The organism is Herpetosiphon giganteus, assembly GCF_016907925.1.
Taxonomy (GTDB): Bacteria; Chloroflexota; Chloroflexia; order Chloroflexales; family Herpetosiphonaceae; genus Herpetosiphon; species Herpetosiphon giganteus.
Genome location: NZ_JAFBCZ010000010.1, coordinates 57,966 through 71,832, shown reverse-complemented (window position 1 = coordinate 71,832; position 13,867 = coordinate 57,966). Strand labels below are relative to the sequence as shown.

The 13,867-nt window shown below is 52.5% G+C and carries 12 protein-coding genes; all 12 read left to right on the top strand.

Annotation, left to right across the window (positions count from 1 at the left end; all coding sequences use genetic code 11):
- The first annotated feature begins 19 nt into the window (after positions 1-19).
- The gene (locus tag JOD20_RS11095; RefSeq protein WP_204755328.1) at positions 20-1,900 is read left to right on the top strand and encodes an ABC-F family ATP-binding cassette domain-containing protein; all 1,881 of its coding nucleotides are present in this window, start codon (positions 20-22) and stop codon (positions 1,898-1,900) included.
- Positions 1,901-1,924: 24 nt separating this feature from the next.
- The gene (locus tag JOD20_RS11090; protein ID WP_204755327.1) at positions 1,925-3,520 is read left to right on the top strand and encodes a hybrid sensor histidine kinase/response regulator; all 1,596 of its coding nucleotides are present in this window, start codon (positions 1,925-1,927) and stop codon (positions 3,518-3,520) included.
- Between the two features lie 6 nt (positions 3,521-3,526).
- Positions 3,527-4,237, top strand: a complete 711-nt coding sequence (locus JOD20_RS11085) for a response regulator transcription factor (RefSeq protein WP_054537046.1) — start codon at positions 3,527-3,529, stop codon at positions 4,235-4,237.
- A gap of 76 nt (positions 4,238-4,313) precedes the next feature.
- A complete protein-coding gene (locus tag JOD20_RS11080; protein WP_204755326.1) occupies positions 4,314-4,631 on the top strand; it encodes a PleD family two-component system response regulator in 318 nt (105 codons plus the stop codon).
- A 491-nt stretch (positions 4,632-5,122) separates the two neighbouring features.
- Complete coding sequence (locus JOD20_RS11075; RefSeq protein ID WP_204755325.1) at positions 5,123-5,557, top strand: chemotaxis protein CheW; 435 nt, start codon at positions 5,123-5,125, stop codon at positions 5,555-5,557.
- Positions 5,550-5,969, top strand: coding sequence for a chemotaxis protein CheW (locus JOD20_RS11070; protein ID WP_204755324.1), 420 nt, complete (start codon positions 5,550-5,552; stop codon positions 5,967-5,969). The genes JOD20_RS11075 and JOD20_RS11070 overlap by 8 nt, the downstream gene beginning before the upstream one ends.
- Positions 5,970-5,991: 22 nt before the next feature.
- Positions 5,992-7,494 (top strand): methyl-accepting chemotaxis protein, encoded by a 1,503-nt coding sequence (locus JOD20_RS11065; protein ID WP_204755323.1) that lies wholly within the window; start codon positions 5,992-5,994, stop codon positions 7,492-7,494.
- A 15-nt stretch (positions 7,495-7,509) separates the two neighbouring features.
- Positions 7,510-9,816 (top strand): hybrid sensor histidine kinase/response regulator, encoded by a 2,307-nt coding sequence (locus JOD20_RS11060; RefSeq protein WP_204755322.1) that lies wholly within the window; start codon positions 7,510-7,512, stop codon positions 9,814-9,816.
- A gap of 50 nt (positions 9,817-9,866) precedes the next feature.
- The gene (locus tag JOD20_RS11055) at positions 9,867-10,226 is read left to right on the top strand and encodes a response regulator transcription factor (RefSeq protein WP_012188282.1); all 360 of its coding nucleotides are present in this window, start codon (positions 9,867-9,869) and stop codon (positions 10,224-10,226) included.
- The gene (gene cheB, locus JOD20_RS11050) at positions 10,226-11,308 is read left to right on the top strand and encodes a chemotaxis-specific protein-glutamate methyltransferase CheB (protein ID WP_204755321.1); all 1,083 of its coding nucleotides are present in this window, start codon (positions 10,226-10,228) and stop codon (positions 11,306-11,308) included. Before JOD20_RS11055 ends, cheB begins: the two co-directional genes overlap by 1 nt.
- Complete coding sequence (locus JOD20_RS11045; RefSeq protein ID WP_204755320.1) at positions 11,305-12,762, top strand: CheR family methyltransferase; 1,458 nt, start codon at positions 11,305-11,307, stop codon at positions 12,760-12,762. Before cheB ends, JOD20_RS11045 begins: the two co-directional genes overlap by 4 nt.
- A gap of 4 nt (positions 12,763-12,766) precedes the next feature.
- Entirely contained in the window at positions 12,767-13,864 is a 1,098-nt protein-coding gene (locus tag JOD20_RS11040; protein WP_204755319.1) for a PP2C family protein-serine/threonine phosphatase, read from the top strand.
- The last annotated feature ends 3 nt before the right edge of the window (positions 13,865-13,867 follow it).

Here is a 13,867-nt window from a genome sequence, read left to right as displayed (position 1 = left end):
TTAGTTGTGTTAGGAATCCATGAACATTATCAATTTAGAAACTGTTTCCAAAGCCTATGGCCCTAAAGTGTTGTTTGAAAATATTTCCTTGGGCTTAGCAAGTGGCGATCGGATTGGCTTAATCGGGGTCAATGGCAGCGGTAAATCAACGCTCTTGAAAATTGCGGCTGGCTTAGAACAACCAGATACTGGCCGCGTAACCTTGCGCAAAGATTGTCGGGTTGGCTATTTGGCTCAAGATCCGCCGATGGATGCCAACCAAACAGTGCTTGAATATGTCTATGCTGCGGCGGGTGAAGGCGCAACTTTGCTCAGCCAATATACACTCGCCAGCTTGCAACTTGAGCAAAACCCCAACGATGCTAAAGCGCTGGCTGCCGTTGCCGAACTCAGTGAACGCCTGACCACGCTCGATGCTTGGGATACCGAATTGAGCGCGCGCACGGTGCTTTCGCGGCTCGGCATTACCACGCTCGATGCCCAACTTGGCACGCTTTCTGGTGGCCAACGCAAGCGGGTGGCCATGGCGCGGGTGCTGATCGAAAAGCCCGATTTGTTGATTCTCGACGAACCCACCAACCACATCGACCCAACCACGGTCGCTTGGCTCGAAGGCTATTTGGCCAATTTGCAAGGCGCATTATTGATGATCACCCACGATCGCTACTTTTTGGATCGGGTGGTGACGGCAATTATCGAGCTTGAAGATCGCCAATTGCACTCCTATCCTGGCAATTACGAGCGCTTTGTAGCTGAGCGGATTGAGCGCGAACGCCAACGCGCCAAGGCCGAGCTTGATCATCGCAACGAAGTGCGCCGCGAATTGGCCTGGTTGCGTCAAGGCGCGCAAGCCCGCACCACCAAACAACAAGCCCGCGTCGATCGCGCCAATGCCTTGATCAACCAAGAGCGTCGCCAAGAACGCGGTACCTTGGAGCTTGAATCAACTGGGCGGCGGCTTGGCAAAAAGCTGATCGAAATGCATGGCCTGAATAAGCAAATTGCTGGTAAAACCTTATTGCAGAATTTTGAATATCAGCTCACTCGTGACGATCGTTTGGGCATTATCGGCCCCAACGGCGTTGGCAAATCGACCTTGCTTAACTTAATTGCTGGGCGTTTGCAGCCAGATAGCGGCGAATTGGTGGTTGGCGAAACCATCCACGTGGCCTATTACGATCAAAGCAGCAGCGATCTTAACCCCAACCAACGCCTGATCGATTATGTGAGCGATGGCGCAGAATTGGTGCAAACTGGCGAAGGGTTGCGCACCGCCAGCCAGATGCTTGAGCGCTTTTTGTTTCCAAATAGCCAGCACTGGGATTATATCCACAGCTTGTCTGGGGGCGAACGTCGGCGCTTGTATTTATTGCGCACCCTGATGCGTAACCCAAATGTGTTGCTGCTCGACGAACCAAGCAACGATCTCGATGTGCAGACGATTGCAATTTTGGAAGAATACATTGAGCAATTTAATGGTGCAGTGATTGTGGTTTCCCACGATCGCGCCTTTCTCGATAACACGGTTGATCATTTGCTGGTGTTCGAGGGCGATGGCAAGGTGCGCCACTTCCCAGGCGACTACAGCGCCTATCGCGAGGCCTCCGAATGCGAGCAAGCCAGCGCCAAGGCTGTAACCAAATCGTCAACTCAAGAGCGCCCTCGCGAAGAAAAACCGCGTAAACTAAGCTTTAAGCAACAACGCGAATTAAGCGAGCTGGAAAAAACCATTGCCAGCTTGGAAGCCCGCCAAACCGAAATCAACGAGGCATTGAATAATGCAGGCAGCGATTATCAGGCCTATAACCGCTTGAGCAGCGAGCTTGAGCAGGTTAGCCAAACCTTAGAACAAAGCTATGAACGCTGGATGGAGCTTTCGGAGCTAGCCGCAGCTTCGTAATGTTCAGAGATATGGAGCACAGGAATGCAAGCAACACCCGAGCTAATTTTGATTGTGGATGATCAAACCACCAATGTGATGGTGTTACAGCGTATGTTGGAACGCGCTGGCTATGCAACCGCCTGTGCTCGCAGCGGCTTCGAAGCCTTGGAAATGCTCGAACAGCAAGTGCCCGATTTGATTTTGCTTGACGTAATGATGCCTGAGATGGATGGCTATCAAACCCTGCAAGCAATTCGCGAGCGCAACCATCTGCCGTTTATCCCGATTATTTTTGTTTCGGCCAAGCAAACCACCGCCGACACAGTTACGGGCTTGGATCTTGGTGCTGACGATTATGTGACTAAGCCGGTGAATCGCGATGAATTGCTGGCGCGCATGCGCGTGCTGTTGCGCTTGAAGCATACCCGCCGCGCCTTGCACCGCGAACAAGAACGGCTGCGCTTTCTGTATCGGGTTTCGCAAACCTTGCACCGATCATTGGATATTGATCAGGTGTTGCCCGAAGCCTTGAATGCAATTAACGAACTGCTGGGAGCCAGCCGCGGCAGCGTTTTGCTGCTAGACGACCAAAATCGGGTTTGGCGGCGCATTCTGTTTCGGCCACATTTGCCGCCAGCAGAGGCCGAGCAAGCCATCGAAGCGGTGTTGCGCGAGGGCTTAGCCTCGTATGCATTGCGCACTGGCGAAGTGCAAATTGTCGAAGATGCCCAAAACGATCCACGCTGGAAACATTTTTATGATGATCGCGAGGAAATTGGCTCAGCGCTGGCCTTGCCATTGCATAATTATGCCCAAAATACAATTATCGGCGTGTTTATTTTGGTCCATCCACAGCGCAATTTCTTCAAGACCGAGCTAGAAACCTTGATCAAAGCCCTGACTGATCAATTGAGCGTTGCCCTGACCAACGCGGCAGTTTACACACGCCTGCGTGAGGCCGAAGATAGCCGCGATGGGTTTATTCAGATGTTGACTCACGACTTGCGTGCGCCATTGGCGGGCATGGTTGGTTGCTTCGATGCCTTGATGACGACCCAACTTGATGACGATGGCAAATTGTTTGTCGAGCTTGGATTTCGGGCAGGCGCAGCCCAACAACGCCTAATCGACGATTTGCTTGATGTCTACAAAGCTGAAGCTGGGCGCTTGGTGCTGAGCCAAGAAACCACCAGCCTTGAGCGAATTGGCGAATTGCTGAGCGAGCAAGTGCTGCCAATTACGGTTGAGCAACAGCTAACATTCGAGCTAAATCTGCCTGCTGCGCCATTGGTGGTGCTTGATGAGCATAAAATGGTGCGCGTTTTGGCCAATTTGGTCAGTAATGGTATCAAATGGACCAAGCCAGGCGGTACAATTCGCGTGATTGGCACGATTGATCAAGCGGACAAAATGATTACGCTGCTGGTTAGCGATACTGGGCAGGGCATTGCCGCCGAAGATATTCCGCATATTTTCGATAAATTTTACCAAGGCCGGACTGCTGCACAGTCGCGCGGCACAGGGCTGGGCTTGACCTTCTGTAATTTAGCAGTTGGTGCTCATGGCGGCACAATTGACGTTGATAGCCAAGTAGGCAAGGGGACGACCGTTACCCTGCAACTACCTTGGAAGGAGTAGGACTCAATGCCAGCACGATGGCGGATTCTGGTGGTTGATGATGATACGATTATTCGGCGGACTTTAGTGAGCAATTTGCTCAACGATGGCTTTGAAGTGATGGCCGCCGAATCAGGTCAATCGGCGCTGGCGATGGTCGAAAGTTCATGGCCCGATTTGGCGATTCTCGATTTGATGATGCCTGGCATGACCGGATTTGAATTGTCTGATCGTTTGCGCCGCTATGTTGAAATTCCAATCATCATGCTAACTTCGATTTCCGATGAAGCCACGACTGTGCGTGGGCTGGAGCAACACGCCGACGATTATATGACCAAGCCCTATCGCTACCCAGAACTGCGGGCGCGGGTTAACAAGCTGCTGACTAAATCGTATGAAGGTGGTTTACACCCAGGCGAGTTGATTGTGATAGACGAAGATTTATCGGTCAATTTCGGTCAACATATTCTGATGCGCAAGGGCGAAGCAATTCCTTTGGAGCCAATTGAGCTGCGGGTATTGTATTTACTGCTGCAAACCCCAACTGTGGCCGTGGCCACCACAACCTTGTTGCGCAAGGCCTGGGGTTTGGGCGAAGAAGGCGATCAATCATCGTTATGGGTGCGAATTCGCTCGTTGCGCACCAAACTTGAGGACAACCCATCCAAGCCAATCTACCTCAAAACCGTGCGTGGAGTGGGCTACGTCTTTGATGTCCAACCGCGGCGGGGCTTGTAATCTGACTCGTAAACTTGTGTGCTTATAGTGATGGTGATGGTTGTCCAATTGATCCATCACTATAAGGATGCTTTGTATGCGAATGACTGTTTTGCTCGTCGATCCTGATCAAATTACCCGAACACTCATGCGCTATCACCTTCGTCGAGCAGGGTACACAGTCTACGAAGCTGATAGTTCGCTGCTGGCTGAACAATTGAATCAGCAATATCAACCACGCTTTGTGATTCTTGACGAAGCGATTTCGAACGAACAGAGCAACACGCTGAACTGGGGCGATCATCAAAATTATATTCTGCTGACCGATTTGCCCCAACCGCAAACAACTGGCTGCCTAAGCCTTGCCAAGCCAATCACAGGCCAGCACTTGATCTCGCAATTACAAACGTTGTAATAAAAGTATGAATTATGAGGGATGGGGGATGTGATGGCGAAGTCAGAAGGCAAAAGCCATGCGTTAAATGCTGATCCACGAAGAGTACAAAGAGCACGAAGCTTGAAACCACGAAGGCCGCGAAGATCGCGAAGACCATTTTCGCCACAGATTGACACAGATGACCACAGATTATGTTCCCATAGCCAATAGCCACACGTTCTTAGCCACGAATTCCACGAATGACACGAATAATCTTCCGATAGCCAATAGCCTAGAGCCTGATCCATATGTTCTATGTTCTTTGTTCTTTGTTCTGTGGCTCTTCATCCCTCATCCTTCATAATTCATCCTTGAATTAGCTGGTTTAGTACGCTTGACAGTTGGGCTACCTTGCGACTATGCTAAGCTACGATTTGCTGCTTTAGAACGCGCCATTTGTGATGATTTGATCGTTGGTTGCTTGGCATGTGGCCAAGGATGCCAGCATTGAATCATGGGGAGAGCCTGCTGTGAGCCAAGTTGCGGATCAATTGGCGCAATTTGTGGTTTTTATCCTCGATCAAGAACGCTTTGCCTTGCCAGTCGAGCAAGCCCGTGGCATCGAGCGTTGGCGCACGCCAACCAGAATTCCCGGCACGGCGGCGGCGATTATGGGCATTATCAATCAGCGTGGCGTGTTGCTAACAGCGGTTGATATGCGGGTAATCTTGGGCATGAAGCCAATTACGCCAACCCGCCGCAGCCGCTTTTTGTTGGTTCACGAACAGATTGACTGTGCAATTGCGGTTGATCAGGTGCTTGATATGTTGCTGCTTGATTTAAGTTTGGCCGAGCCAACGCCGCATCGCGGCACGGTTGCCAGCAAAGGCTTGCTGCCAACGCCGTTTGGGTTTGCAACATGGCTTGATCTGGCGGCGCTGCTTGGGTCGATCAACAATGGTTAGTCCAGCAGTTGTCAGCGATTTGTATCCGCTGAGTGTTGGCGATCAAACGCTCTTAATTCGCCAAACCGCCTTGGTAGGCGTGGATTATGTTGCTAATAGCGGGCAGCCAATTCGCCGCGTGATTCAACACGGCAACCCAATCGACGTGATCGATTTAAATCAGTGGCTGCAACAGCCAATTGGCGAACAAGCCAATCGCTTAGCCTTATTTGTGGCTGGACAAGCAAGCTTGGCCATAGTCGTTGATCAATTGGGCGACCCGATTCGGGCCGCACTGACCGTGCAACCATTGCCAAGTTTAGTTTCCGATAGCTTGCTCGACCCCAGCATTTTGGGCATTATTATGCTCGATGAACGCCCATGCCTCATGCTTGATCTCGAACTGTTTGTGCTGGTACACGCAACGCGCTAGACCAGTGCCAAGGAGTCTGCTCATGGCGAATTTAGGTTCGCTTTTCTCACTCGATTTTACGAATTTAGCTGATCGCCGCCGCGTGATTATGCGGATTGTTGCCTTGGCTGCTTTGGTCGTGCCTTTGTTAGTCACCTTGGTAGCGTGGATCTACGAGCGCAATAATCCGCAATTGTGGAATGCCCTCGGAGTGCTGTTTGTTTCGATGGGCGCGATTTTGCTGATCGCCTTTTTTAGCCTGCGAATGATTCGCCAAGGCCAAGAACAAATTGCCACCTATGTGCTGATTGGCACGATTTCGCTGGCGGCTTTGGCATGTGCCGTGCGCTATGGCGGGATCGATCAAAGCCTGATCATTTCGTTGTTGCTGGTCATGCTGTTTATCGTTGGCTTGGTAGCAACCTGGCGCGAAATTGTGGCCTATGGCATTTCGATCACCTTTGCCTATGGCATGTTGCTGCTGCTCAAAGATAACCTTGGCTCCTTCAGGGTTGCCGAAGGCACGTTGACCGCTGGTGATGCAGGCGTGTATGGCGTTGGCGCGGTGCTGTTTTTTGTGGGTTTGGCGACAACGATTGTGCTGACCACGATTTTCAGCAAAGCTTTGGCCGAATATTCGCTCAAAAGCGAGCAATGGACTGCCGATTTGATGCGAGCCAACGAGCAGTTGATCGAGAAAAATATTCAGCAGATCGAGCTTGGCACCGATCTTTCGTTTGCTGCTACCGAATTGTCGGCAGCCTCGCAGCAACAAGCTTCGGGCGCAACTGAACAAGCTTCGGCAGTCGCCGAAGTTTCATCAACAATTGAAGAATTGGGCTTTACCGCGCGCCAAATTGCTAGCGCCTCTGATCAAGTGAGCATTGCCGCCCAACAAACCTTAACCTCGTTGGCAATGGGCCAGCAATCGGTTGATGAAGCGATTCAAGGCATGGAACGGATTAAGCAACGAGTGCAAGAGGTTTCATCGCGGGTCTTGAGCTTGGGCGAACGTTCGCATCACATTAGCGAAATTATCGCCTTGATTGATGATGTTTCCGATGAAACCCACCTGCTGGCTTTGAATGCGGCGATTGAAGCTGCTGGGGCTGGCGAGCATGGTCGGCGCTTTGCGGTAGTTGCCGCCGAAGTTAAAAGCTTGGCCAACCGTACCTTGGCCGCTTCACGCGAAGTCAAAGATGTGATTGCCGAAATTCAGGCTGCGACCAATGCCTCAGTGTTGGCAACCGAAGAAAGCGTCAAAGAAGTGGTCCAAGGGGTCAACTTGGCGCATCGGGCAGGCCAAGAGATGGATTCGATTGTGGTGTTGGGCGAACATACCGCCCAATTGGCCCAAGAAATTAGCCTAGCGACTGCTCAGCAACAAACTGCATCGGAGCAAGTTGTCGAAACCATGCGTGAAATTGCCGAAGTCTCACGTCAAACCGCTGCTGGTTCGCGCCAAACTGCCGATGCAGCATCCAAACTCACCGCGATTGCAAACCGTTTGCATTCGTTGGTCAACATCGAGGCCAATACACGCTAAGCGAGGAGCTATCGCATGGGCGGTTTTGATTTATCAGCATTTTTTGGCCAGTTTCGCGAAGAAACTGAAGAGAATGTGCGGGCCTTGACCACAGGCTTATTGGCCTTGGAGTCAAACCCAGGCGATCGCGAAGCGATTGATACGATCTTTCGGGCGGCGCATACGATCAAAGGCTCGGCCCGCATGCTTGGCCAAATCGATATGGGGCGTTTGGCGCATTCGATGGAAAGCTTGCTTTCGGCTTTGCGCAGTGGCATGCTGGCCATGAATGCGAGCATTAACGATGTGCTGCTGGCTAGTGTTGATGTTCTGTTGGCTTTGAATGCCAACGTCAATGAGCCGCCGCCGACTGATCCCAATGTCGATATGTTGGTCGAGCAACTGAATGCATTAGCAGCTGGCGAAAGCCTGCCAACTTCGCCACCAGCCAAAAAGCCAGCGCCGATTGTTGAGCCTGTGGCTGAGCCAGAACCCAAGCCAGTGCCAGTTGTGCTTGAGCAACCCAAGCCTGAGCCAGCCCCAGTTGTCGCGCCCCCAGCCCCGAAAAAAGCTAGACCTACGGGCGAAGCTCCAAAGCTGATCAATACCACGCGTTCGACAGTGCGCGTGCCAATTTCACGCTTGGATCGTTTATTGAATACGGCTGGTGAGTTGGTCGTTACCCGTCAGTTGCATCTTGAGCATGTGGCCGATCTTGAAGCCTTAGATAAATTGCTGAGCAAAAGCGAACGTCTGAGCCAACAACTGAGCGAGCGTTTAACTGGTCAGCGCGTGACCTTTCAGCAACGGCGTGAGGCTAGCGAACTCGCCAGCCAATTGCAAAATTTAGCTCAATCGACCCGCAACCAATTGCGCTTGCTCAGCGAGCGTTGGAGCAGCCATAGTGCCGCCAGTGAAGCCTTGGTCGATGAACTTGAGGCCGAGGTGATGGCGACCCGCTTGCAGCCAGTCGCTGGTTTGTTTGCGCCGATTCCGCGAGCAGTGCGCGAATTAGCCCGTTCGTTGGGCAAAGAAGTTAACTTAATCACCGAAGGCGAAACCACCGAGGCCGACCGCAAAGTGATCGAGTTGATGGCTGATCCGTTGCTGCATTTGGTGCGCAACGCGCTTGATCATGGGGTTGAAACGCCCGATGATCGAATTAAAACCAACAAGCCTGCTGAAGCGACCTTGCGCTTGCAAGCACGCTCGTTGGGTGGCACGATTGAAATTATCATCAGCGACGATGGCCGTGGCATTGATCCAGCGGTGATTCGGGCAACAGCCATTAAACGCGGCATTATCGATACTGAATCGGCTGCGCGGTTGCGCGATGAAGAAGCTTTGGAGTTAATCTGGCAGCCTGGTTTTTCCACCAGCGCAATCATCACCGATGTTTCTGGGCGTGGCGTGGGCATGGATGTGGTGCGCGCCGCTGTGAGTGAAGTTGGCGGACGGGTTGATGTGCATTCCGTGCTGGGCCAAGGCACGACTTTCACCCTGATTTTGCCAATTACCTTGCTAACCACGCGGGTGCTGTTGTTTGATGTGGCTGGAACCACCTATGCCTTGCCATCGACCGCCTGTTTGGGTGGGCGGCGGGTTTCGGGCGCGCAAATTCAAATGGTCGAAGGTCGCCCGAGCGTGCGGGTTGATGAACGGAGCGTGAGCATTGTGGCGCTGGCACCATTGCTTGAGCAGCGTGGACCGTTGCCGCAGCCATCGGATATTTCCAATCTGGTGGTTTTGGGGCCGGCCAATCGGCCTTTGGCCTTGCTCGTCGATAAATTGGTTGATGAACGCGAAGTTGTGGTCAAATCGCTGGGGGCCTTATTGAACGAACAGCGCTTATGCACTGGGGCCATTGCCCTGCCCGATGGGCGTTTGGTGCTAGTGCTCAATCCGTTGGCGATTGCGGCGCGGGCGCGCGAATGGGGCAAACCAGTGGCCTTGCCAGCGCCCAGCAAACGTCAGCCAGCCAAATTGCTGGTTGCCGAAGATTCGTTTACCACCCGCGAACTACTACGCTCGATGCTACAATCGGCGGGCTACATCGTCGAAACCGCGATTAACGGCCAAGATGCGCTTGACAAGCTCAACCTCAATTCCTACGATCTGCTGGTAAGCGATGTTGAAATGCCGTTGCTGACTGGCTTTGAGTTGACCCGTCGGGTGCGTGGCCATGAACGTTTGCGCCAACTGCCAATTATCATTATCACAAGCCTAGCCCGTGATAGCGATCGGCGTGAAGGCTTATTGGCTGGTGCACAAGCCTATATCGTCAAAAGCCAGTTTGATCAAAGCAACTTGCTCGAAACGATTCATCAATTACTTGGCCGCTAAAGTAGCCTGGCCTTGATTACTGCCAATCTTTCCCTGCGAGGAGTTTTTCAATGAGTGAACGAATCTTAGTTGTTGACGATAGCAAACTGGTTACCGATATTGTCAAAATGCGGCTCGAAATGTATGGCTATGCCGTCGATTTGGCCTATAGCGGCGAGGAAGCACTGCAAAAAATCGGCGATCTCACGCCTGATTTAGTGGTGTTGGATGTGCAAATGCCTGGAATTGATGGCTACGAGGTTTGCCGTCAGTTGCGCGCTAATCCCTTATTTGAAGAATTGCCAATTATCATGTTGACCTCAATGGATGATAAACGAGCTGGCTTTGAGGCCGGAGTCGATGATTATCTCAACAAAGACCTTGATTTGCTCGATTTGCCCAATCGGGTCAAACTGTTGTTGGGTATGTAATGATGACAGGGCCGCTTGCACCAATTCGCGTCTTAGTTGTCGATGATTCGGCGGTTTCGCGCCGAGTCATCAGCACTATTTTAGCCAGTGATTCGGCGATTCAAGTAGTTGGCGAGGCCCGTGATGGGCGTGAGGCGGTGCAACTGGCGGCAGCCTTGCAACCAGATATTATCACGATGGATGTGCGCATGCCAGTGATGGATGGTTTGCAGGCCACCGAAGAAATTATGGCCTATCATCCAACCCCAATTTTGGTGATTACCTCATCGCTGACCCGCCATGATCGCAATTTAACCTTTCAGATGCTCAACGCCGGAGCCTTGGAAGTGTGGGAAAAACCCACCGATTTAACTCTTGCCCAAGGTGAAGCAAATCGGATGCGACTATTGGAACGAGTTAAGGTACTTTCGCGGGTCAAAGTTGTAACCCACTTGCGCGGGCGACGGCGCAAATCGCCAACTACCGAGACCAATATTCCTTTATTGATGGCTTCAATTAGCCCGCCAAGCCAACGCTGGCTGATTGTGGTTGGCGCTTCGACGGGCGGCCCGCGTGTGTTATACAAACTCCTGCATAGCCTGCCTGCAAGCATCCCCGCAAGCATTATCATTGTGCAGCACATCGCCGAGGGATTTGTTGGTACAATGGTAGACTGGTTGGACAATCATTCGCCCTTGAAGGTGGAATTGGCGCAGCATCGCGGCAGTTTGAAAAACGGCCATGTCTATGTTGCTCCCGATACCCATCATTTGCGCATCGATGGCAACTGGACGGTTCATCTTGAATCGCAACCAGATAACTTGCTGTATCCATCGGTTGACGTAACCATGCAATCAGCGGCCAAGGTATTGCCCAAGCAAACGATTGGCGTGCTGTTAACTGGCATGGGCCGCGACGGCGCACAAGGGTTGTTGGCCTTGCGGCGGGCAGGCGCTCGCACAATTGCCCAAGATCGCACAACCAGCGCGATTTGGGGCATGCCGCGAGCCGCCGAGGAAGTTGGGGCGGCGATGGAATTTTTGGCTGCCGATTCGATTGCGCCGCGGTTGGTGGCGCTGCTCAGTGAAGCTGAACGTCGATGAGTGAGTTAAGCACTGAACAATGGACGATCATCCGCGATTATCTCGCTCGCCGAGCGGGCTTGTATCTCGATGATAGTCGCATGCGCCAAGGTCGCATGTTTGTTCAGGAGCGCTATCGCCAATTGCAAATTAGCCCAGCGGCCTATACGTTGCGCATTCAAGACCCGACCAATGCGAGCGAGGTACAGTGGTTGGCTGAGCGCTTGGCCAATCACGAAACTCAATTTTTTCGCAATCCAGCTCATTTTCGGGCTTTGCGCGAGCATATTTTCCCTGAACTTCAGCGTGTTCGTTCGCCGTTGCGTCCGCTGCGTTGCTGGAGCGCTGGCTGCTCAACTGGCGAGGAGCCGTATAGCATGGCCATGGTTGCCTTGCAGCAATGGGGCAATCCGCCAAGCCGCCCGATTTCAATTTGGGCCACCGATTTAAGCCATGTGCCGCTGGAGCGCGCGATTGCTGGCGAATATCGTGGGCGTTCGTTGGCCAATGTTCAAGCCGACTACAAACAATGGTTTGAGCAACAGCCCAATGGGTCGTTGCGCGTCAGCGAAGCAGCGCGATCCTTGGTACAATTCGAGCAGCACAATTTGCTTGATGCACTGCCGCATTGGGCCTATCAGCTTGATGTGGTGTTTTGCCAAAACGTCACAATCTATTTTCAGCTTGAAACATGTCGCCAATTGATCGAACGAATTTATGCGGCGATGGCGGTTGGTGGCTATTTGCTGTTGGGCTTTTCTGAATCGCTGTGGGGCATTTTTGATCGCTTTGAAACGGTCGAGGTGGCTGGCGCTTTCATTTATCGCAAAGGCGATGGTCAGCCTAAGCCACGCCCGACGGTCGAACGGCCCATTACTACGCCGCTCAACAAGCCAGTCGAGCCAACTCCAGCGCGCCCACGGCCAATTACGCGGCCTATCGTTACTGTTGATGTGCCGAAAGTGCCTGATGTGGCAAGTTTGTTGGCAGAAGCCCGTACTTTGCGGGCACAAGGCCAGCAACGGCGTGGATTAAGCCTTTTGGCAACTATTGCGCCTAATCAGCGTCAGCCAGCAATTTTGGCTTTGGCTGCTCAATTGCATGCCGACCTTGGCCAAAACGAGCAAGCTGCTGCCGAGGCCCGCCGCGCCTTAGAACTTGATGTCTTGCAAGATGCTGCCTATGTGGTGCTGGGTATGATCGAGCTCAACCAAGGTGCGTGGGATAAAGCGATTAATTATTTGGAGCGTGCCAGCTATTTGGTGCCCGAATCGCCGACAATCGCCTTTCATTTGGCCGAAAGCTATCGCCACCAAGGGCGGGAAACCGCAGCCTTACGCTATTATCAACATGCCTTACGCAAGTTGGCCCAACATTCAAGCAGCACCGTCATTGACGGCATCGCGGTCGGCTGGTTGCGTTCAGCCTGCGAACGCTGGATTGGCAGCTTAGAAGCCAGCCAAGGAACATTTTAATTTTATGCAAAAAGTACAGCCAGCAATCTATAGTTCACTGCTCAGTCATCGTGCTCATGGTCGGGTGGCGATTCCGCTTGAGCCTGCTTTGCCTGCGCCAGTGCCCGCAGCGCCAGTGCCCGACCAACGTCAAGCTGAGCTGGAACAAGATTTGCAATTGGCGCGTGATTTGCAGCAAGGCTTGATGCTCGAAACCGTGCCGCGCCTGCCGGGTTGGGAGCTGAGCGCAGTTTCGTTGCCAGCCCGCGAGCTTGGCGGCGACCTCTATGATTTTCTGGCGGTCAACGACTCGCAAGGAATTATGATTGGCGATGTTAGCGGCAAGGGCTTGCCTGCTGCTTTGCGGATGGCGGTGGCGCGCACGGTCTTTCGGGCCGAAGTGCGGCGTGGCCAATCGCCAGGCCACACTTTGGCCGCAGTTAATAATATTTTGATCGAAGAAATGCCGCAGGGCATGGTTACGATGCTCTATGCATTAATCAACCCGCAAACTGGCATGATGCAATTGGCAAATGCTGGGCACAATTATCTGATTGTGATCAATAATCAAGTTGTTGAAATCGAAACGTCAGGTGTGCCGCTCGGCGTGATGGAGATCGATTGCTATACTGAATCCATCTTGCAACTGAATTATGGCGATTCGGTCATGTTGTACACTGACGGGGTTGTTGAAGCGACCAATGAGCATCAAGTTTTATATGGCTACCCACGCTTTCAGAACCTTTTACAAACAGTTGGCCACCTTAAGCCACGGGCCTTGATGGCCCGCGTGCTCAGCGAAGTTCGCGCTTGGACCCAAGGCCAGCTCAAACACGATGATGTGACAATGGTGCTCGTGCGGCGGCGTTTGGCCAATTTGCTTGATGAAATGCATAGCATTGTGGCCGATGTAGTTGGGCCAATGACTGCTGATGAATGGTGGCAAAGCTTAGCGCTTGTTGGCGCAAGCCGCACGCCCGACCAATGCCTAGAGTTGTTGCGTCCGTTGAATGAAATGGTGGCCAGCCAATTTGGCCGTGGAATTGCCCGCGAGCTTCAAGCGCAACTGCGCCCAGTGATCGAAGAATATCGCTTGCTCCAATCCACCAAAGGATCGTCCTAAGGG